The sequence below is a fragment of the Flavobacterium piscisymbiosum genome, assembly GCF_020905295.1.
Taxonomy (GTDB): domain Bacteria; phylum Bacteroidota; class Bacteroidia; order Flavobacteriales; family Flavobacteriaceae; genus Flavobacterium; species Flavobacterium piscisymbiosum.
In genome coordinates this window covers 5,187,050-5,207,894 of the sequence record NZ_JAJJMM010000001.1, presented here as the reverse complement: position 1 = coordinate 5,207,894, position 20,845 = coordinate 5,187,050, and the positions used below count along the sequence as shown (strand labels likewise).

The 20,845-nt window shown below is 33.9% G+C and carries 17 protein-coding genes; 7 read left to right on the top strand and 10 right to left on the bottom strand.

The window, feature by feature from the left end; translation table 11 throughout:
- Positions 1-10: 10 nt before the first annotated feature.
- From LNP81_RS22125 to LNP81_RS22115, 3 genes are all read right to left on the bottom strand, one after another.
- The gene (locus tag LNP81_RS22125; protein ID WP_230039450.1) at positions 11-1,297 is read right to left on the bottom strand and encodes a TolC family protein; all 1,287 of its coding nucleotides are present in this window, start codon (positions 1,295-1,297) and stop codon (positions 11-13) included.
- A 98-nt stretch (positions 1,298-1,395) separates the two neighbouring features.
- Positions 1,396-2,754: a sensor histidine kinase gene (locus tag LNP81_RS22120; protein ID WP_230039449.1), complete on the bottom strand. Its 1,359-nt coding sequence runs from the start codon at positions 2,752-2,754 to the stop codon at positions 1,396-1,398.
- A gap of 2 nt (positions 2,755-2,756) precedes the next feature.
- Positions 2,757-3,428 carry a response regulator transcription factor gene (locus LNP81_RS22115; RefSeq protein WP_230039448.1) on the bottom strand — a complete coding sequence of 224 codons (672 nt, stop codon included), beginning with the start codon at positions 3,426-3,428 and terminating at the stop codon, positions 2,757-2,759.
- Positions 3,429-4,122: 694 nt separating this feature from the next.
- On the opposite strand from LNP81_RS22115, the gene LNP81_RS22110 reads away from it, so the two are divergent.
- Positions 4,123-4,671 carry a type 1 glutamine amidotransferase domain-containing protein gene (locus tag LNP81_RS22110; protein WP_065449057.1) on the top strand — a complete coding sequence of 183 codons (549 nt, stop codon included), beginning with the start codon at positions 4,123-4,125 and terminating at the stop codon, positions 4,669-4,671.
- A gap of 1,127 nt (positions 4,672-5,798) precedes the next feature.
- Here LNP81_RS22110 and LNP81_RS22105 read toward each other — a convergent pair.
- Positions 5,799-6,164, bottom strand: a complete 366-nt coding sequence (locus tag LNP81_RS22105; protein ID WP_230039447.1) for a helix-turn-helix domain-containing protein — start codon at positions 6,162-6,164, stop codon at positions 5,799-5,801.
- Between the two features lie 126 nt (positions 6,165-6,290).
- Between LNP81_RS22105 and LNP81_RS22100 the strand changes: the two genes are divergently transcribed.
- Genes LNP81_RS22100 through LNP81_RS22090 form a run of 3 tightly spaced genes read left to right on the top strand, consistent with a single transcriptional unit; the run spans position 6,291 to position 9,002 of the window.
- Positions 6,291-7,886, top strand: coding sequence for a hypothetical protein (locus LNP81_RS22100; protein ID WP_230039446.1), 1,596 nt, complete (start codon positions 6,291-6,293; stop codon positions 7,884-7,886).
- Positions 7,864-8,430, top strand: coding sequence for a hypothetical protein (locus LNP81_RS22095; RefSeq protein ID WP_230039445.1), 567 nt, complete (start codon positions 7,864-7,866; stop codon positions 8,428-8,430). Before LNP81_RS22100 ends, LNP81_RS22095 begins: the two co-directional genes overlap by 23 nt.
- 11 nt (positions 8,431-8,441) lie before the next feature.
- A complete protein-coding gene (locus tag LNP81_RS22090) occupies positions 8,442-9,002 on the top strand; it encodes a hypothetical protein (protein WP_230039444.1) in 561 nt (186 codons plus the stop codon).
- A 944-nt stretch (positions 9,003-9,946) separates the two neighbouring features.
- Here LNP81_RS22090 and LNP81_RS22085 read toward each other — a convergent pair.
- From LNP81_RS22085 to LNP81_RS22075, 3 genes are read right to left on the bottom strand one after another with little or no spacing between them, the layout of a single operon-like run.
- The gene (locus LNP81_RS22085) at positions 9,947-11,032 is read right to left on the bottom strand and encodes an efflux RND transporter periplasmic adaptor subunit (protein ID WP_230039443.1); all 1,086 of its coding nucleotides are present in this window, start codon (positions 11,030-11,032) and stop codon (positions 9,947-9,949) included.
- Positions 11,022-14,306: an efflux RND transporter permease subunit gene (locus LNP81_RS22080; RefSeq protein ID WP_230039442.1), complete on the bottom strand. Its 3,285-nt coding sequence runs from the start codon at positions 14,304-14,306 to the stop codon at positions 11,022-11,024. Before LNP81_RS22080 ends, LNP81_RS22085 begins: the two co-directional genes overlap by 11 nt.
- A 10-nt stretch (positions 14,307-14,316) precedes the next feature.
- The gene (locus tag LNP81_RS22075) at positions 14,317-15,702 is read right to left on the bottom strand and encodes a TolC family protein (protein ID WP_230039441.1); all 1,386 of its coding nucleotides are present in this window, start codon (positions 15,700-15,702) and stop codon (positions 14,317-14,319) included.
- Between the two features lie 165 nt (positions 15,703-15,867).
- On the opposite strand from LNP81_RS22075, the gene LNP81_RS22070 reads away from it, so the two are divergent.
- Together LNP81_RS22070 and LNP81_RS22065 are read left to right on the top strand one after the other, a co-directional pair.
- The gene (locus LNP81_RS22070; protein WP_230039440.1) at positions 15,868-16,908 is read left to right on the top strand and encodes a sensor histidine kinase; all 1,041 of its coding nucleotides are present in this window, start codon (positions 15,868-15,870) and stop codon (positions 16,906-16,908) included.
- A complete protein-coding gene (locus LNP81_RS22065; RefSeq protein WP_230039439.1) occupies positions 16,905-17,603 on the top strand; it encodes a LytR/AlgR family response regulator transcription factor in 699 nt (232 codons plus the stop codon). The genes LNP81_RS22070 and LNP81_RS22065 overlap by 4 nt, the downstream gene beginning before the upstream one ends.
- A gap of 105 nt (positions 17,604-17,708) precedes the next feature.
- On the opposite strand, the gene LNP81_RS22060 is transcribed toward LNP81_RS22065, so the two are convergent.
- The gene (locus LNP81_RS22060) at positions 17,709-18,425 is read right to left on the bottom strand and encodes a DUF4386 domain-containing protein (protein ID WP_230039438.1); all 717 of its coding nucleotides are present in this window, start codon (positions 18,423-18,425) and stop codon (positions 17,709-17,711) included.
- Positions 18,426-18,575: 150 nt separating this feature from the next.
- Between LNP81_RS22060 and LNP81_RS22055 the strand changes: the two genes are divergently transcribed.
- Complete coding sequence (locus LNP81_RS22055; protein ID WP_230039437.1) at positions 18,576-19,049, top strand: hypothetical protein; 474 nt, start codon at positions 18,576-18,578, stop codon at positions 19,047-19,049.
- Positions 19,050-19,211: 162 nt separating this feature from the next.
- Here the strand turns inward: LNP81_RS22055 and LNP81_RS22050 are convergent, their stop codons facing one another.
- Both LNP81_RS22050 and LNP81_RS22045 read right to left on the bottom strand, forming a co-directional pair.
- Positions 19,212-19,976 carry an SDR family oxidoreductase gene (locus LNP81_RS22050; protein ID WP_230039436.1) on the bottom strand — a complete coding sequence of 255 codons (765 nt, stop codon included), beginning with the start codon at positions 19,974-19,976 and terminating at the stop codon, positions 19,212-19,214.
- A gap of 139 nt (positions 19,977-20,115) precedes the next feature.
- Positions 20,116-20,841: an SDR family oxidoreductase gene (locus LNP81_RS22045; protein ID WP_230039435.1), complete on the bottom strand. Its 726-nt coding sequence runs from the start codon at positions 20,839-20,841 to the stop codon at positions 20,116-20,118.
- Positions 20,842-20,845: the final 4 nt, after the last annotated feature.

The window sequence follows — 20,845 nt, the reverse complement described above, 5'->3', positions numbered from 1 at the left end:
TAATTAGATTTTAATTGATTTCCTGACCCGCGATGTAACGCAATTCTTCAAGGTTTTTGTTCAGGTCTTTTTTAGAATTCAGCAGGATCGATTTGTTGTCTAAGTAGGCATCAACAAAATCAAGATATTCTAACATACTGGTGTTGCGCTGCATGAAGTTTTTGCGGTAGCTTTCGAGAAGTTTATCTAAATCTGATTCATAATTAGCCTCGACACTTTCATATAATTTTTTAGTTACTACTAAATCTTCATAAGCTTGTAAAACCTCAGATTGTACGCTAATCGTTTTCTCTTCGGTCAATAATTTACCTTGTTCGATTGCTATTTTAGCCGCTTTTATATTCCCTTGATTTCTATTAAAAAACGGAAGATCCAAAGCAAAACCAAGTCCCACGAAATCGTTCATCGTACTGGCACCACGATCGTAGCTAATGCCCAGTGTAACATCTGGCGTTCGCATTGCTTTTTCGTATTTGTACTTATTATCGTTGTAATCATTTCCTAACTTAATGACTTTAATATCAGGACGATTTTCTATTGCCGAAGCCATAAGATTGCCTAAGTTGATATTTTCGATATTTTTATTGTCAGGAACAAAACCCTCATCTGTAAGTTTGATGTAGCTTGTAGCAGGCAGATTCATTAAAACCTTCAATTCTTTTTGTAGTGAATTGTTTTCTTTCTTTAAATCACTGATTTCTTTTAAGAACTGCAGTTCAGATGCTTTTAGTCGAATGTATTCGCCACGGCCAATATTTCCCTGAGCGACCTGATTGCCATATCCTTTTAGCATGGTTTGCATCGACGAAAGCTGTTTTTTGTAAACCGCTTCCTGAGCCTGAGTATATTGAAGTTCAGTAAGATTACCTCTAAATTCGATTTTTAGATTACGCAAAAAAGTTTTAAAGTATTCTTTAGCAATATCAGCGCTCACTTTTTCCATCGCGATAAGCTTTTTACGTTTTCCGGCTGTTTGTACGAGTTGTTCCAGTTCTGCCGTAACCTGAGTAGTTTTACCAAAATTGCCCCATAACGGCGGAACTTCCTGCGCTGTAGCATTGTGCCAAAGGTTAAGCTCGCCAATCGTCAGCGTAGGATTCGGCCATAATTTAGCCTGAATCACCTGCGCATCGGCAATGTCAATGTTTAGTTTTTCAGAAAGAAGAGCAATATTCTTATCCAGAAACAAAGCCTCGGCCTGTGTTCGGGAAAGAACAATTGTATCGTTTATTGCAGCAGTTTGTGCCACACTTTTGTGCGATACAATAACGAGTAGAGTTAAGAGTATACGTTTCAAATTAAGTTTGTTTTTAATATGTTGCAAAGCTATCTACAGCATATTAAACCTTAATTTGATGTGTGTTAGAAAGGAGTTAGAGTTACATTAGAAAACGATTAGAGTGGCGGAAATAATAAGGTTACCGTCGTTCCAACATCTTTTTTGGATGTAATGGTAAAGTGAATATTATTTTGTTTGAATATAATATTGGCCAACGAAAGCCCAACGCCGCTGCCTTTTATATCATTGACATTTTTGCCCCTGTAAAAGGTTTGTTTGATGAATTTTAAATCCTCTTCGCTAATTCCGGTTCCGTGATCTTCAATTACAATTTTAAGCTGATCATCCTGTTGCAGCAAACTTATTTTGATAGGATTTCCGTTAGAGTATTTTACGGCATTTTCTATAATATTATACAAAGCAATCTTAATTTCATTACTGTTTCCTTTTATCGAAAGCAGTTTGTCATTGACAATTTCAATAGCAATTTGTATCTGAGAACTTTTTAATTCATACACATCCGGCAATTGATCGTTGATGTCCCAAACCAATTCATCGACCCTGAAAATTTCATTGAGTTCTGTATTGTTTCTCAATCCCGAAAGCATCATCAGCGTGTTCATCGTATCTTCGATCTGATACACGTTTTCTAATACTTTTTCAGACATTTCTTTGTATTCTACACTAGTTCTGTCTTTTTGAGCAAATACTTCAAGGTTTCCGGAAATTGCCGTTAAAGGTGTTTTGAATTCATGCGAAACATAATTGATAAAGTTTTTCTGAATGATAAAAGTATCCGATAGTCGCTTAAACAAATTATTATACGTCTCGATCAGTTCCTGAATATCATCTTTGGTGTTTGGCGAAACAATATGGCGATCGAGCGACGATGCTTCGATTTCATTTACCTGATTGATAATATTTTTTATGGGACTATACGCCAGATTCGAAAGCAAACGGCTCACAATATATATCGTGATTAATCCGCTTATTAAAACCAAAATCATAATGATTAATAATCTGTTGGTAATGGTTTTAAATTCCTGATCGTTTTTCTTGACAAAAACCACAAAATCACCCTGATTATCATGATAAAAACTTCCGAAATAAAAATGATGATTCGATTTAAAATTCAATTTTCGATTCTTACGAATGTAATCCAGCCGTTCTGCATTTATATTTTGGTCGACTGTTTTATCGCCGTATACGATCTCATTTTTGTTGTTATAAACACGCGAAATAATCTCAAGTGAATTTTCCCTGAATTGCTGTCCAATAATCAAATGCTGATTCTCCGGTAATTCATCTTTTTCCAGATAAAAAATCCCAGTTAGCAAACACGTTTTCTGAAGTTCATTAAAAATGATTTTTTCCGAATAACTGTAAAAAGACAAATACGTAATAATAGAAGCAATGACAAAGACAACGCTAAACGTAAAAGAAGATATTAAGGTAAACCTGTTGCGAATTTTCATGACTATTCTTTAAGCATATATCCGGTTCCTTTTATGGTATGGATGAATTTATGATTTTGCTCGATTTTGTTTCTTAAATAAGAAATATAAACATCTACAACATTCGTGTTATTATCATAATTAATGCCCCAGACTGCGTTTAAAATCTGAGTTCTTGACATTACCTTGTTTCTGTTTTCCAGTAAAAATAAAAGCAATTTGTATTCACGCGGAGATAAATCAATCAAAACATCATTTTCTGTAACCTTATGTTCTTCAGGGTTTATGGTTAAACTTCCCAAGGTGTATAAAGTTTCTACTTTATCATAATTAAATTTAGTTCTGCGCGTCAAAGCATTTACCCTCGAAATCAATTCCTTAAAATGAAACGGTTTAACCAAATAATCATCGGCACCGGAATCCAGCGCATTGACTTTATCATCAGTATCGCTGAGCGCGCTGAGCATTAATATTGGAGTATGAATTTTCTTGAAACGCATCATTTTCGTCAGCTGAATTCCGTCGATTCCCGGTAACATAATATCCATCAGGATAATATCCCAGGTATCGTGCTGAAGAAGATCCCGTGCAATCTCGCCCGTTTCAGCCAGATGCACCGTAAAATTATTTTCTTCTAAACCTTTTATAATAAATTCGCTAATGCGTTTATCATCCTCAATGAGTAGAACATTCATAATCTAATATTGTTATAATTGGTTTTTGTATAAATCAGGATTTAAAAAATAAACTAAAGTTGAAATTACCTGACGAATTGTATTTTTAAGAGAAAATCAAAAATAGCAATTAATTATCGCAATCGCTGTTAAAATTGAATCTTGTAGGAAAAGAACAACTTAATTATGACCCATAATAATCCTGATAGTCCCAAAAATTCAAAAAGAGTAAGTCTTCTATAATTTAGTTTTTTATCCCAATTGTCATCCTGAGCGTAGTCGAAGGCTTATGAAAACAAAACTCAAATAAATCCTTTTGGAATTTGGAATTTTAAAATTTGGAATTTAAGTTTTTTTAGGAGCTATTCCTGCTGTCCTTCCAAATCTTTTTCTTGCTAAAGGAGCAAGAAAAAGGATTTTCCCTCCCATCAGGGCTAGTCAGTTGTTCCATAAGAAGATTTTATTTTTTAAAAGAAAAAACCGCTTTCATTTTATACTAAGTAATTTCATTATTTTCTAAACTTTCATCCTATAAAATAGTAAACCAAATTGACATTATTTTTATATAATTTCGATTTAATTTTTAATAATAATTTGAATTTCAGTTAATTAACTTTTTTTAAAGAAAGGTTTAACATCGTCTGTTTTCGCTGGCTGTAATGGAATTACTAATTTTAACTAAATCAAAATTAATAACGTTTTAAAAATTAAAATTATGAAAAAGAATATAGCCATATTAGCCACAAACGGTTTTGAAGAATCAGAATTATCATCGCCTAAAGCCTATTTAGAAGAGCAAGGTTGGAATGCAGATATCATCAGTTTGAAATCTGGAACTATCAAATCCTGGAAAGACGGAAATTGGAGCAAGGAATATAATGTTGATGTAGTATTAGATCAGGCAAATGAAGCAGATTACGATGCTTTGGTACTTCCGGGAGGAGTTATAAACCCTGATTTATTAAGAAGAGAAGAGGCTGCAGTAAATTTTGTACGTTCCTTTTTTGAAAGTAAAAAACCAGTAGCGGCTATTTGTCATGGTCCTCAAATTCTGGTAGATGCAGATGTTTTAAAAGGTCGAAAAGTAACTTCGTTCTTCTCTGTTAAAAACGATTTAATAAATGCCGGAGCACAATGGGAAGACTCAGAAGTAGTTGTAGACAACGGATTGGTTACCAGCCGAAACCCGAATGATTTGCCCGCTTTTAATAAAAAAATGGTAGAAGAAATTAAAGAAGGAAAACACGAGCGTCAGACAGTGTAATTTCTTTTTACATTTATCATGTTACAAAAAATGCAAGATCAATTTTGGTCTTGCTTTTTTTTAAAATTAAATAGTTATATAGCGCGTAAAACGCTATTTTTTTTGTTTTGGATTATAATTTATGAACAGACATTTAAAATTATCTTTTAATGCTAAAAGATGAATTGTATCTTTTTCGTAATTTAAAATCTTATATTTCAATTCGCATAATTCCAGAATACTATCATTTTTTGAATATTTCCAGTAACAATCTTTTACTTGTCCATCAATATATATATATATATATATATATATATATATATATATATGTTTTGTATTATCTAAAAGATGTCTATTTTCGAAATCACCATTTGGATAAAATTTCATGTAAAAAGTAATTATTGATTTTGGATTATATTTATTATCACTTATATAACACCATTGTTTATCTGGATTCATAAGTTGATTTTCAAATTCACTTTTTTTACAGGAGGAAAATGATAGGATAATAATTAAGAGAAATATTTTCTTAAAGGTTTTATTCATGTAATTTGGTTCTTAAAACAGTTTTTCCAAATATATTAATTTTTGATTATGTTTTATTCGTTTATAATAATTAAGCGAGAACATGAAACTCTTCAAAACGAAATAGACAATTTGAAAGAGAGATTTTAATTGCTGATTGAATTAGCTGTGGTTTTGAATCCTCATCTGGATGTGGATTAGTTTTTTATTATATTTTATCCCCGCTGCGCAAATGTCTCTGACTTTGCGCCATTTCAAAAAAATATAACTGAAAAATAGAAATGTCATAAAGTCTCTGACTTTAAAACTAATTATCTTAGAATAGTTTTCTTATTGTAATAAATCAATTTAATATAAGAACTAATCGTAAAAATTCAGGAGACTTTTATCAGGTTTACAATTTCTAAGAAACAATAAAAAAGCGCAAAGTCAGAGACATTTGCGTAGCTTGTCATGAGAACACTTCGCAGAGCGGAGTGTTGAATCCTTATTTGGATTTGGAGTAGAGTTTTCTTTTCGAATTATTAAATAATGGACAAACCTCGATTTTAAACTCGAGTTTTTTTTCTTTAGATTATTTGCCATTCTTTGTGTTCACGAGAGAGACGATTGCGCCAGAAGGGTTATGGTATTTTTTCATCTAATTTACTTCTTAAATAAGCAATTTCATTTTTTAAATTAATTATCTGTTCTCTATACAATTCACGCTCCTTATTAAAAAGCTCTACAATCATTTCTTTTTCATTATCAATCTGTTTTGAACTAGTTTGAATTGACTTTCTTAAGAATTGATTGTCATTAAAATCCATAATATAATTCACCTCAAGTTCAAAAATTAAGGCTACTTTCTTCAACCTTACTAAATTAATTTTTGTTTTACCTCGTTCAATATCAGAGTAAGCAGATTGCGATATTTCTAATAAATCAGCAATATATTCCTGAGAATATCCTTTAATAATTCTAATTTTCCTTATTTTTTCTCCAATCATTTTTTTTATTTGTAAAAATAAGAAATAACTTATTTTTTATTGCTATAATTATAAAGTAAAACTTATAAATTATTAGTGGTTACTGTTTTAATTTTGAAAATATTAACTAACCAAAAATTTATAATTATGAAGAATAAAAAATTATTTATAGTATTATTTTTGATACTAACTTGCTGTTTATCATGTGAAAAAGATCAAATGAATGAATCAAATGAAAGAATAGCTTTGATTGATAAAATTAACATTGAGAACGGAAGACTATCTTTTGCTAACAAAACCGCTTTCTTAGAATTTTACAATACATCAAAAAAAGAAAGTAATGATGCAATCGCCTCTATGTTAGAAGAAAGATTCTACAAAAACAACTTTTACTCTTTAAAACCTATCGTTAATGATGAAACAGAAGTTAAAGAAGTCCAAAAGCACTTTGCGAAAATTAGACAACAGCAATTGATTAATAAATCTATAAATTCTAAAAATGCTTCTCAAATAGCAGACGGGATATTACTAGATGAGGCAATTATAGACCACTACGATATAGCAGAGGACATAATAGGTGATGAGTTATTCCTAAGTCTTCTAAACGAAGATGCAGAAATACAAGTTGACGATATAATCTATAAATATACAGATCAAGGAGTCTTATTTTGTAATAAAGAAAAAATATATGAACTTTATCATTTCATGCAAATCTATCAAATTAAATCACTAAGCGAAATTGGAGAAATGAATGTGTATGGCTATCCGAAATTTAATCCTAATGGTGGTTTAAAACAGGTTACAGCTAATATAACTTCATTTGTAGATGATAAAGTAACAGAAAATAATTCCAGCGCTTTACCAAAACCGATTTCAAACGAATCTCTTACGGCTTCTATTAGCCCTATTTTCAACAATGTTGTAGATAATCTTGAAGTATGCAATCCAAAGAGTCCCTGGCTAGCAAATCTTTTCGGAAAAACTAAAGTCTGCACAACAAATTACGAAAGTAAACGTCGAGTAAAATTAAAATATTATAATGTAAACCTATTTTTAGCATATTCTATTGGAGTTAAAGTAAAAAATCAATTTCGAGGCTGGACTGGAATTTGGAGGGAAGAAAACACAAATGAAGTTGCTCTTGGAGTAAATAGTGTAACCTGGTTTTTTGATAATTCAAAGATTTTTAGTAATAACAGCAACAGTATGATAGCCAATTATTATGTAACCGACACTGGCAAGCTCTATACAAGCTTAAACAGCTATAATAATGCAATATATGCCGGAACAAATAAACCAATACCAAATTTACCATTCAAAAAACTTGACATGATAATTGAAGTTGCCGCCGACTATATAGGTAAAGATCTCACAGAATACCAAATTCGAAAATTATTCTATGGATCAATATATGGGCAGGCTGAAAAAATAATGAAATCATTGAATAAACCAATGAACGAAATTGGAGTGATTATAAATCAAAGAGGTCAGACTATTGTACAATATTATAATTTAGGAACAAGTTGTACTAATTGTTCTGACAGGCAAAAAACTTTCGATTGGGCAGTAGTTAGTCCAAAAATAACGTACACTTTTGGAGCTGGAAATGGTGGCGATCTTAATGTTAAAACTGGTTTTAATGACTTAAAATTTGATTTTAAAAATCCTAAAGTAACAGGAATAAATATATATGGAATGGTAAACAAAAACGGAACATGGCATGGCTTTAAAATGGTTTTTTAATATTCTATTTTTAATTCCTATAATAGTGTATTCTCAGGAAAAAGAATTTAAAAATAAGGGATTTAGCGTTGCTGCATCAGCGCTAATCCTTTTTCCATATGATTTTAAAATACCATCAGAACATGATGAAATATCTGAGACTAGCACGAAATCAAAAATATTAGGAACAAGCGTACACCTAAACTATTACATCTCTAAATGTTTTGCTTTTACGGCAAGTAGTGGTTATGAATCTATCAACCAGCCAAAAATTGATTATATCCCAATTACTGGCGGAATTAAATGGGTTTTAAACGACACAAAAGAAAGCCTTTTAACTTCTCTTGATTTTGGAGGACATTTGGGACATGTAGAAAAATTTGGTGTTTTATTACGCATAGGTGTTGGATATCGATTTGTGATTGCAAAAAAAATACTTGCGGATTTTGAATTATGCTATTCTCATCAAAATTTATATAAAACTTTTATCAAGCAGGATAATCGAACGATGAATTACCACAATATTGAAAGTGCCGGATTTAAAATAGGAATAGAAATTTATTAATAATGTAAACAATGAAAGTATCAAAAATAATAACTCTTTTAGTCGTATTAACATTTGGGATAAAGAGTATATCGCAAAATAAAGTAACATTACAAAAATCGATTTTTGGAGCAGAGACCGGTTTTTTAGGTTTTTGGGTCAATAATGAAACCAGACTAATTTCTAACTTATCATTAAAAAGTGAACTAGGTCTTGATGCAGGCTTTTTTGCAGGAGCATCAGGTACCAAAATTGGTACTGTACTTGTCCCGGTAATTACGTTAGAGCCCAGATATTATTACAATATTGAAAAAAGGGTGCGTAATAACAAAACAACATCAAACAACAGTGCCAATTTTATTGCATTAAACTTAAAATATCAACCTGATTTATTTGTCATTTCAAATAGTGATGTTGATGCAATAACAAACATTTCTATTATTCCAAAATGGAGTATTCGTAGAAACTTAGGAAATCATTTTCATTATGAAACTGGTTTTGGTCTTGGTTACAGGTACTTTTTAGAAAAAATAAATAATGAAAAGGGAGAAGTTGCTGTTGATTTACACTTAAGAATTGGGTATAATTTCTAAGTTAAAAGTGCTGAATTTATTACAATTAAAACTAGGTCCTGATAGAAGGGGGAATTCTTTTTTGTCCCGCCTCGGCGGATAAAAAAGATTAGAATGATAGCAGGGAATAGCTCCTAAAAAATTCTAAAAGCTTTCATTTAATTAAAAGGTTTAAAAGAACATAACCACAAAGCCTGTCATTTAGAGGAACGGGAAATCCTCGCAAATAACTCCGCATGCAAAATCGTCAATCTTTGTCGAGCTACTTGCGAAGATTTCTCCTGCGTCGAAATGACAAAATTGGGGTTACTTTGCGATTAAAGGGATTAATCCCGAAGCCTCGGGACCTTGCTACAAAATAAATTATTCCTACGCAATTTTATAAAGAGTTCCGGAGGAACGGATCATATTGTAGGGATGGATTTCAATCCATTCAACGCATACAAAATCGTCAATCTTTGTCGAGTTTCTTGCAAGGATTTCTCCTGCGTCGAAATGACAATATTGGGGTTACCTTGCGTTTCAAGGTATTAATTCCGAAGTCTCGGTACTTTGCTACAAAATAAATCATTCCTACGTAATTTTATAAAGAGTTTCAGAGGAACGGATTATATTGTAGGGATGGATTTTAATCCATCATACGCATGCAAAATCGTCAATCTTTGTCGAGTTTCTCGCGAGGATTTCTCCTGCGTCGAAATGACAACAATACGCGTAATAGTTAATTACAAAACTTTGCGCCTTAGCTCCCGATAGCTATCGGGATTGCGAGATTAAAAAAACTCAGCGAATTTCTGCGCCATCTTTGCGAATCTCTGCGAAACAATTAAACATAAAAAAAGGCAGCACTTTATCAGAGTGCTGCCCAAGAGGTAAATTGTAATCCACATTTTAAAATTAGATTTTAAAATGCCGCATTAAGCGTACAGTTTTTGGTAAACTACTATAAGAAAGCTAAACGCAGGTTATTCGTTTATGATATCGCCTTCTTTAGTTTCTTCGCTGGCAATTTTTACCAGTTTATCTTTCGGGTTCAAATCTCCGAATATTTCGATTTTATCGTCGATTTCTCTTCCTTTTTTTACATCAACTCTCGTTGCTTTGTGGTTGATTACTTTGATCACATACAAACCTTCGGCAGAACTCACCAATGCCGATTTTGGAACTACAAATGTGCTGTCTTTTGCGTTAAGCGGCAGAAGTACTTCGGCAACCATTCCCGGTAATAAGTTTTTCTTCGTATTGTGTACGTCCATTTCGACTCTTTCAGATCTTAGTTTTAGATCTAAAGCTCCTGACATTCTTGTAATGGTAGCTTTGAAAGTTTCCGGTAATGATTTTACATTAAAACTCATTTCGTCACCATTGTGTAAATATCCTGTATAAAGCTCAGGAACAGAAACTGCCAAACGTAATTTATCCTGTTGCTGAATCGTCAATAAAGGTAAATCAGATCCTTTTCCTGCCGGACCAACAAACGTTCCTAAATTGACGTTTCTTGCCGCTACAACACCATCAAAAGGAGCACGGATTTCAAGATAACCTCTCATAATCGACACTTCTTTGTGAGCGGCAACTGCGGCCTGATATTGTGCGTAATCTGAGTTTTTCTTTCCGTTGGCCATTTCTAAATCGTTTTTAGAAATCGTTCCTTCGACTTTGCTCGTTTCGTACAAACGGTTGTAAGTACTTTTGGTAGTGGCATAAATAGCTTCCATCGATTTTAGTCTTGATTCGGCTGCAGCCAGTTGAGAACTGATTTCCGGAGCTTCAAGAACGATCAAAAGCTGTCCTTTCTTTACTTTGGTACCAATATCTACTTTTAGCAATTTTACAAAACTGCTTACTTTTGCGTACAAATCTACTTGTTGAAAACCGGTTAATTCGGCTGGCAAACGCAATTCTGTAGTTAGCTTTTCTTTTTCTAAAGAAAATGTTTCTGTTTTAGGTTCAATTTCGGCAGTAACAGTTTCTTCTTTCTTAGAATTACAACTGTTAAGGAAAAATAGTGCTGCAAAAAACAGCGCGCTAAATTGTATTTTATTTTTCATTTTTCGGATTTAATGATGAGATATAATGGATGCTTTCTTCGTCTTCAGGATCTAAAGAAACAGATTGTGTTGTTGTTTTTTCTTGTGCCCAGGCAAAAATCAATGGCAAGATAAGCAATACTGCAAAAGTCGAAAATAATAATCCGCCAATTACAGCTCTACCTAACGGAGATACCTGATCGCCACCTTCGCCATGACCAATTGCCATTGGTAACATTCCAGCAATCATCGCAACTGATGTCATGATAATAGGACGAAGCCTTAAAGCCGCAGCTTCACGAGCCGATTCTAACGCGTTTCCGTTCTTTTTACGCAACTGTTCTGCATTCGTAACCAATAAAACGGCATTCGCGATCGAAACCCCAACCGACATAATGATTCCCATATACGATTGTAAGTTTAGCGTAGAACCGGTAATAGTAAGCATTAATAAGGCTCCTAAAACTACCGCAGGAACTGTGGTTAGAATTACTAACGAAACTTTGAACGACTGGAAATTAGCGGCTAACATTAAGAAGATTACAAATATGGCAACCAATAATCCTACTTGTAAACTGCTTAATGTTTCTACCAATACTTTACTCATTCCGATTGGAGTAATGAATAACCCCCTAGGTAATTCTCCCAACGAACTGATAGTTGCATCCACATCTTTTACTGCCGTACCTAAATCGGTCTGGCTAATGTTGGCTGTAACGGTAATGTATGGCATAGCCCCTAAATTGTCATTTTCACCACTTACAAATCCGGGTGTAATTTTGGCAACGTCACTTAAAACAGGACGAAGCGAATTTTTCAATACCGGAATTTCTCCAATATCAGTTTTACTCTTCATTTGATTCAACGGAACCTGAACCTGAACGTTGTATGATAATCCGGCTCTTTCATCGACCCAGGTATTTTTCTCAGTATATCGTGATGATGAGGTCGAGGCTACAAGCGATCTCGAAATATCATTCATATCTACGCCCAATTCGGCAGCACGAGTTCTGTCAATATCAATATTCATTGCAGGATAATGAATAGGCTGACCAATTTGTACGTCTCTGAAATAAGCAATCTTTTTCAGTTTTTCTACAATTTGAGTAGCGTATAATTCATTTCGTTTTTTGTCTTTTCCGGCAATACGAACTTCGATAGGAGTAGGGGAACCCTGACTCAAAACTTTATCTGTTAATTCGATTGGCTCAAAAGAAAGTTTTACATCCGGAAGCACTTTTTTTATTCGGGCTCTAAAGTCGTCCTTAAAGTTGTCCATATCCGTATGATACTCTTTTAAACTTACCTGAAATACTGCTTCATGCGAACCTGCCATGAACAAATAAATAGGGTTAATCGAGAATAGCGAAGGGTGCTGACCTACATATACAGACGAGATTCCGATATGCTCTTTACCCACCATTTTTTGCAATTCTTTCAAAACAATGATTGCTTTTTCTTCGGTACGTTCTAAACGGGTTCCGTCGGGAGCGCGCATTCTTAACTGAAACTGACTTGAATTTACTTTCGGGAAAACATCTTTTCCAATGAAATTGATAAAGACAACCGCCAATAGCGTAATTCCAACCAGATATATTATTGCTGTTGCTTTTTTATAAGGGAATAATCGATCCAGCGTTCTCATAAAACGGATTCTAAAACGCTCGAAAGCACCAATTTTTCCGTCATTGTCGATATCTTCTTTTGCGACCATGGCTTTTTTCTGCGTGATCAGATCTTTTTCAGATTCCGGTGTTAATCCGCAATCGTTAAACTCTGCTTCATCATCAGTAATATTAGGTCCATGTTCGTGTTTTGGATGTGCTTTCATTAGCCAGTTTGCCATTACAGGAACAAAAGTCTGAGACAGTAAAAACGAAATTACCATCGAGAATCCAATTGCTAAAGCCAAAGGCAAGAACAACGCTCCCGGAATACCAACCATGGTAAATGCCGGAGCAAATACCGCCAAAATACAAAGTAAGATCAATAATTTAGGCAAGGCAATTTCCTGACAGGCATCCCAAATAGCCAGCGCCTTGGGTTTGCCCATGTCGAGATGCTGGTGAATATTTTCGATAGTTACCGTACTTTCATCCACCAAAATTCCAATTGCCAATGCTAATCCGCTTAAAGACATTAAGTTGATCGTTTGCCCGAATAATTTCAGGAATAAAACCCCTGAGATAATCGAAATAGGAATCGTTAAGATTACAATTAAAGCCGCACGTTTATCACCAAGGAAAAGCAATACCATTAATCCGGTTAAAACCGCACCAATAATTCCTTCTGTAATCAAACTTTTTACCGAATTGATTACATAAACCGACTGGTCAAATTCGTATGATAATTTTACATCTTCCGGTAATGTACTTTGAATTTTAGGCAATTCAGCTTTTAATTTCTGAACCACATCCCAGGTCGAAGCATCTCCGGCCTTTGCAATACTAATATAAACTGAACGTTTTCCGTTTACCAACGCATAACCTTGCGTAATATCGGCACCATCTTTTACAGTGGCAACATCACCTAATTTTAAGTTTTGAACGCTTCCTTTAAACAACGGAATGTTTTCGAAATCCTTAACTTCTTTGATCGTATTATTGGTTGGTGTAATATAGTTTACATCGCCCATTCTCACGTTTCCTGACGGAGCCGTCTGGTTGTTGATACGTATCGCTTCAACCACCTGATCCGGCGTCATATTGTGCGAACGCAATAAATCAGGATCTACGTTGACCTCGATAGTTCTTGGGCTTCCGCCAAAGGGTGCCGGCGATAATAAACCCGGAATCGAAGTAAACGAAGCACGAACATAAACGTTGGCTAAATCCTGTAATTCGTTATTGGATCGTATTTTACTGCTCAAAACCAATTGTCCAATTGGCAGAGATGAAGCATCAAAACGAATGATAAACGGAGGCTGGGTTCCCGGAGGAAACGCCGCCTGAATCCTGTTCGAAAGTGAACTCAATTCGGCTGCAGCCTGAGCCATATTCGTGTTTTCATAATAAGTTAATTTCATGATCATTAACCCCTGAATATTTTTGGTTTCTACTGATTTTACACCATTGGCAAAAGGTAAAATGTTGACATAAGTCTTAGCAAAATAAGCTTCCATCTGGTCTGGCGTATAACCCCCAAAAGGATGTGCAATATAGATAACCGGTAAGTTCATTTTTGGCAGGATATCTACCTTAATGTCCTGTATGGCACCAATTCCGAAGAAAAATAGACCCGCAACCAATACTAATATGGAGATGGGTTTGCGGAGTGCAAAACGTATTAAATTCATTAGGATCTAATTAAAATTCATTTATAAATAAGTCAAAATTGCCTGTCGCTGCTACTTTAAGCAAAAACGATTGCCACACATTATTGTTGACGATATCTCGGTCGATTTCGGCGCGATTTAGCGTGTATAAAGTTTGAGTAATATCTGTAAGATCAGTCAAACCGTTTTTGTATAAAGTCGATTTTTGCAAATACGCTTTCTTGGCTGCATCGACCTGAATTGGCGCTTCGGCAAAGTTGTCAAGTGTAATTTGTATTTTATCGTCGGCTAGTTTCAATTGCGATTTTAATTCTCTGTCGGCCTGGTTGTACTCTTCCTGTAAACCTTGCGAAACATACTTTTGAGCACTTACTTGTTTGCTCGCTCTAAACGGAGTAGTCAAATTCCAGCTAATTCCAATTCCGACCAAATAATTGGTACGATCCGGATTTACGCCATCCCAGTAATTTCTGTTGAATGAATTCTGATCTGTAATATAGTCGCTATTAAAACCTGAGGCACGTGTTTGCAAAACACCAAATGCGCTCATAGTTGGATAATAAAAACGCTTGTATAATTTTACTTGTTGATTGCTGTAATCAATTTTCGTTTTATAGAATTGTAATAAAGGATGCAAACTGTCTGAAGTTGCCGTTCTTCTAAGAACCTCTTTCGGGATATCGTTTACAAACAAAGTATCTGTCGCGAAATCCTGAGGCGCAACGCCCATCAAATCAACTAATTTATTGTTTTGTTCCTTGACGAAGTTTTTAGCCAGATTCAAAGAGATCTTTGCTTTCGAAACTTCGGCTGTAGCCAATGTAGAATCGACTCCTGCCAATAATCCGTTTTTAACGCGGGCTACGGCAGTTTTCTTGAAAATTTCGGCGCGGCTTAAATTCTTTTGTTGCGAAATCAGTAATCTTTGGCTGGCAAGCAGATTCAAATAAGCAGCAGCAATTTTAATTTCCTGTTGAAATTCTTCCTGTTTCAAATCTTTTTCCTTGGCCTGAACATCGATTTTAGCCAAATTGATTTTTTCCTGAATTTTTCCGAAGGTGAAAAAATCCCAGTTCATGTTGACCAGATACAAGGCACCAAAAGCTGAATTCCAGTTTTGATCCGGCAATGCAGGTCCGGAAGAAGCTGTTCCTAAACCATTAAAACCGTACAAAGCACCGTTTTGCCCGTTGATTGTTCCGTAATCCTGTTGTGCCGATAAATTAAGATTGGGCAGATAATCACGCTTGGATTGTTTGAGCGTCTCGCGTGAAGCATTGGTGTAATTGCTTTTTGCTTTGATGGAACCGTAGTTTTCTAAACCTGTTTTAATGGCTTCTTTTAAAGACAAGGTTTGTGCATAACTACCACAAGCAAAAATCAAGAAAACTAATAAAGTAATTTTTCTGAAGTACATAAAATTAGTGGTATGAAATTGATAGAACAAAATTATTTGACTTAAGCTGATATATGTCATCTTAAATGATGTACTGCGATAATAAATGACCAATTGAATTCGTCATTTTTTGGAAAAATAAATTAAATTTTTGTTCGTACTTTGTAGACTATTTAAGTATTAAAAATGAATAAAAAATTTGATAACATATTGGATAACAAATGGTGGCAGGAAGTTGCCGTTGTTGCCTTTTCATTTACGATTTACACGTTAAAAAATGACTGGATGTTATTTAGTTCGTTTACTTCCATATTAATGGGCGTTTTTTTCTACTTGGTTTTATACATGCACGCACAATTCAATCGTTTCTTTCTTTTGCCCATCTTATTCAAAACCCAACGCCCTATAACTTATATCATTTTAACTCTTTTTGGCGTCTTTGTCTTTTCGGTCGTTTTATACGAGATCACCATGCTGGATATGTTTAGCAATTGTCATCTCTATCAAAACTCCCATCAACGGAGTTATGCGTATCAACTGGCAAGTGTTTTAGGAACTTTGGTTTGTATTTTAAGCCCGATTATTGTGTTTAAATTCTATAGGATTCACAGGAAAAAAACGAATGAAACCTTATTGTTTAATGAAATGCAATTGAACTCGCTGAAAGGACAACTAAATCCTCACTTTTTGTTCAATACCTTTAATACGCTTTACGGAATTAGTCTTGAATTTCCCGAAAGAACTCCGGATTTAATCATGAAAGTATCGCAGTTAATGCGTTATCAGTTAGAAAGTAATAGCAAAAAATGTGTTTCTCTTGAGGATGAACTGGAGTTTATAAACAGTTATGTCCAGCTCGAAAAAGAACGTGTTGGATATCGATGCGAAATAACATATGATTTTAAAATCGATAATGAAAATGCGTATAAGATTTCGCCGATGCTCTTGATTGCTTTTATCGAAAATGCCTTTAAACACGGAACCTGCGCGATTGAAAAATGTTATGTCAGGATTTTTATAACTGTCGAAGAAGGACAATTGCATCTTCATGTTGTCAATTCAATTCCTACAAAAAAAACAGATGTGGTTTCTACCAAAATTGGTTTAAAAAATACGATAGAACGTTTGAATTTGATTTACGGAAAAAATTATAAACTGGATATTCAGGACGATAAGAACACTTATATTGTAGATTTTAAAGTACAATTGAAAAAGTTTGTAGAATGAGAGAATCCAAAAAATGTATAATTGTCGATGATGAACCGGCAGCACATTATGTGTTAGCGAATTATATCAAACAAAATCCACAATTAGAGTTGGTTTTTCAGGGTTATAATGGGATCGAAGCTATGGATTATCTTCGTGAAAATCCTGTAGATTTGATGTTTTTGGATATTAATATGCCTGAGATTTCAGGAATGGAATTGTTGAAGATTCTTCCAACACATCCCAAAACAATTCTAACAACAGCTTATTCTGAATTTGCTCTCGAAAGTTATGATTACGGTGTAATTGATTATCTTTTGAAACCTATTTATTTTCCAAGGTTCTTAAAAGCAATTGATCGTTTTTTTGCTACCGAAAGTGTAAAACCCAAAACAGAAGAAACAGTCGTAAATTCTGTTAGTGTAAAAGTTGATGGTTATTTGATGGATATCGAATTAGATCAGCTTTTGTTTGCGCAGAGTTTTGGTAATTATGTGAAATTGTATACTACAAAAAGAACTTATCTGGCATCGATTACGACAAGTGAATTAGAGAAATGTTTACCGGAGAAAAATTTCATGCGCATTCATAAATCATATATTGTAGCGCTGGATAAAATTGAAGCAACAGACAAAGATTTTGTTGTGATAAAAAACGAAAAATTACCCGTTGGGATTACCTATAAAAGAGAATTATCTGATAGGTTAAAAAAATAAAACCCGAAATAAGTGCTTACTAATTCAACTATTTCAAAAATGAAAGCCTGCAATGATTTTTCTTGTGGGCTTTTTTATTTCTATTCGGGCTTTATTATAAAATGATTATGCTACTTTTTGTTTCCAGATCGATAGATTTACTCCTTTAAAAATAAGCCACAAGCTGAATGATAATTCGGCAAGTAAACATGGCATTAATAAGGCTATACTAGAAAATTGTGGTGCAAGTATTAATACAAAACTGTTCGTTAAATAACATATTCCTGCAACTGACATTAAAACGCCAATTGTTTTAGGAAAGTATACTGATCTAAAAATTAAATATCCTTCAAGAAGACATACAAAACCAAAAAAGATCAATCCAATGCCGAAACCAAAGTCGTGCAGTTTGATCGAAAGATAAGACAGTGTATGCAACTGATCCGGCGTAAAAGATTTAAGATATTCTGCATCTCCCAAAAAGAATAATGCAGCTAAAAGATTTAACTTATTGAGTACCAAAACTGCAGTTTGTATCAAATTAAAAGATAAATTAAGCAAGGCCAGTTTTTTACTTACCGGTTTTAAAAGGTAATACAGAATGATCATTACAGGCAAATCGCAAATATGCATGATCAGATCAGCTGTAATTCCCATTTTCCATAAAAAGTCAGCGTGCATTATATTGTTTGCAGTCGCATTGGCATCTCCGGAAACAAAAAGTTTATTTCTAACAAGAGCTTCAGCACCAATTCCCATCAGAATAATAACCAGATATAATATTCCGGCTATACGGGCATAAAGTTGTGGTGAACTTTCGAAATTCTTAAAACTAAATTTCATTGTTTTGTGGTTTTGGTTTCATATAAGACGGCTTATTTAGGATAATGTTACTCTTTCTTTTAACATTTTTTTTCAATTTCATATTTACTTCAAAATAAAGTAGTAATTTTAATACGTTATTTTAAGGATTGTTGATTTAAAACCATAATGATGAAAAACCTTTTCTTTATTATTACCTTTTTATATAGTAGTTTTTTACTAGGACAAAATGGAGTTTCTCCAGATAAAGTGGTTACTCCGCCAGAAAAAGTATTGTTTACTTTTCAAAAAGAATATCCCGGTAAAGTTCCGGTATGGAACCTGAAATATGTTGGTGACGATGATGATGAAATTCGTTACGAAGCAAAATTCAAAACAAATGCAACTACAGAAGTCTTGGCAGTTTACGATAATTTGGGAGTTTTAAAAGCATTTGAATCTCAAATTCCGCTTAGTAAACTTCCTCCAAAAGCTCAGGCTTATTTAAAGAAAAATTATCCGGCCAAATCCATCAAAGAAATTGCCGTCGTGGTAGATGACAAAAACAAAACCACTTATGAAGTGGGAATACAAAAAAACTCTAAATTTTATGATGTTGTTTTCGATAAAAATGGTGGTTTTGATGTAATCGTCGAAAAAGATTAAATCTCGAATACTTACTAACTCAATATATTTCTAAATGAAAAACCCGACAGATTTTAATCTTGTCGGGTTTTGTTTTTATATTACGTAACAAACCTAACAGGTTTTTAAAACCTGTTAGGTTTAGGGCTATGACTTATTTAATAATTCATAATTCATAATTAATTAAAGCATCATTCCGCCAGAAACCTCAATACGCTGAGCGTTTACCCAACGTGCTTCTTCGGTACATAAAAAGGCAACAACACCGCCAATATCATCAGGTAAACCAACTCTTCCTAAAGCCGTTACTGATGCTATTTGTTGGTTCATTTGCTCATTATCACGAACAACACCACCGCCAAAATCAGTTTCTATAGCGCCTGGAGCGACAACATTTACTCTGATTTTTCTTGCGCCTAATTCTTTTGCCTGATATTTTGTCAAAGTTTCAATTGCACCTTTCATAGCTGCGTAAGCGGCATAACCCGGAAATGAAAAACGAGCCAAACCAGTTGAAATATTCACGATTCCACCACCATCATTGAGGATATTCAATGCTTTTTGAGTCAGGAAAAAAGGCCCTTTGAATTGAATATTAGTCAATTGATCAAATTCAGCTTCTGTTGTTCCAATGAATGAATTGTGAATTCCGATTCCTGCGTTGTTGACAAGGAAATCGAATTTATCAGTTTTAAAAGTGCTTTTTAAAACTTCTGAAACATTGGTGAAAAAACCATCAAAAGTACCTGAATCAGCCACGTTTAATTGTAATGAAGCTGCTTTTTGACCTAATGCTTCGATTTCTTTTACAACAGCATCAGCTTCGTCTTTTTTACTGTTGTATGTAATGATAACATCGATTCCTTTTTTTGCAATTGCGATTGCCATGTTTTTTCCTAAACCTCTGCTACCACCTGTAACAAGAGCTATTTTTGTATTTACTGCCATTTTATTTAAATTTTAGATTTTAGATTGTTGATTTTAGATTATTATAGATCGCCAACAGATTAAGAATTTTATAGATTAAAAAAATCTGCTAAATCTGCGTGAAAAAAATAATTTTTAATTTTTAATTCTCAATTTTTAATTAATTCCCATGTAATGCATTAAACGACGCTTTTAATTCCGGTACACTTGCGTTTATTCTTGTTGCACTGGTTCCGAAAGTAAGTTCGTCTTTTCCTTCTTTTAATTGTTCGAAAATAGATTCTATAAAATCACTTACGCTTGGATGTGCGTCGTGCAAACCAACACCTCCCAAATCTGTATTCAAAGCTGGCGGAATAATTTCGATTACTTCAATATTTTTTGCTTTCAGCATATGGCGAAGTGATAAAGTAAACGAGCGAAAAAAAGCTTTTGTAGCCGAATAAACCGGAACTTTTGCAAAAGGAGAAAGCGCCAATCCTGATGTTACATTCATTACGGTATTCAGTGAGTTTAACTGAATAAAAAGTGATGTTAAATGTAAAGGAGCTTCAATATTAGTAGCCAATTCTGATTTCATGCTCTCATAAAAGTCAGCATCGGTAACCGAAACCCATTTTTGAATTCCTGCGTTGTTGATTAAAACATTTAAGTCAGGATGATTTTCCGTAATCCATTCGTAAAGTGCTACGCGTTCAGCTTCGATGGCAAGATCGCAAACTTTTGTAATTACAGTTGGAAATTTTGCTTTCACTTCATTCAAAACAGATTCACGTCGACCGCAAATAATTACGGTATTGTTTTCCTGAATAAATCTTTCGGTTAGTCCAAGTCCGATACCGCTTGCACCACCTGTTATTAGAATTTTGTTGTTTGATAAGTTCATCTTT

Bases quoted from the DNA above. Each gene is read 5' to 3' on its own strand.
- LNP81_RS22115 (WP_230039448.1), bottom strand. From the start codon at position 3,428: ATGAATGTTCTACTCATTGAGGATGATAAACGCATTAGCGAATTTATT.
- LNP81_RS22045 (WP_230039435.1), bottom strand. From the start codon at position 20,841: ATGAACTTATCAAACAACAAAATTCTAATAACAGGTGGTGCAAGCGGT.
- LNP81_RS22055 (WP_230039437.1), top strand. From the start codon at position 18,576: ATGAAAAACCTTTTCTTTATTATTACCTTTTTATATAGTAGTTTTTTA.
- LNP81_RS22105 (WP_230039447.1), bottom strand. From the start codon at position 6,164: ATGATTGGAGAAAAAATAAGGAAAATTAGAATTATTAAAGGATATTCT.
- LNP81_RS22075 (WP_230039441.1), bottom strand. From the start codon at position 15,702: ATGTACTTCAGAAAAATTACTTTATTAGTTTTCTTGATTTTTGCTTGT.
- LNP81_RS22100 (WP_230039446.1), top strand. From the start codon at position 6,291: ATGAAGAATAAAAAATTATTTATAGTATTATTTTTGATACTAACTTGC.
- LNP81_RS22050 (WP_230039436.1), bottom strand. From the start codon at position 19,976: ATGGCAGTAAATACAAAAATAGCTCTTGTTACAGGTGGTAGCAGAGGT.
- LNP81_RS22090 (WP_230039444.1), top strand. From the start codon at position 8,442: ATGAAAGTATCAAAAATAATAACTCTTTTAGTCGTATTAACATTTGGG.
- LNP81_RS22070 (WP_230039440.1), top strand. From the start codon at position 15,868: ATGAATAAAAAATTTGATAACATATTGGATAACAAATGGTGGCAGGAA.
- LNP81_RS22120 (WP_230039449.1), bottom strand. From the start codon at position 2,754: ATGAAAATTCGCAACAGGTTTACCTTAATATCTTCTTTTACGTTTAGC.
- LNP81_RS22080 (WP_230039442.1), bottom strand. From the start codon at position 14,306: ATGAATTTAATACGTTTTGCACTCCGCAAACCCATCTCCATATTAGTA.
- LNP81_RS22095 (WP_230039445.1), top strand. From the start codon at position 7,864: ATGGCTTTAAAATGGTTTTTTAATATTCTATTTTTAATTCCTATAATA.
- LNP81_RS22085 (WP_230039443.1), bottom strand. From the start codon at position 11,032: ATGAAAAATAAAATACAATTTAGCGCGCTGTTTTTTGCAGCACTATTT.
- LNP81_RS22065 (WP_230039439.1), top strand. From the start codon at position 16,905: ATGAGAGAATCCAAAAAATGTATAATTGTCGATGATGAACCGGCAGCA.
- LNP81_RS22110 (WP_065449057.1), top strand. From the start codon at position 4,123: ATGAAAAAGAATATAGCCATATTAGCCACAAACGGTTTTGAAGAATCA.
- LNP81_RS22060 (WP_230039438.1), bottom strand. From the start codon at position 18,425: ATGAAATTTAGTTTTAAGAATTTCGAAAGTTCACCACAACTTTATGCC.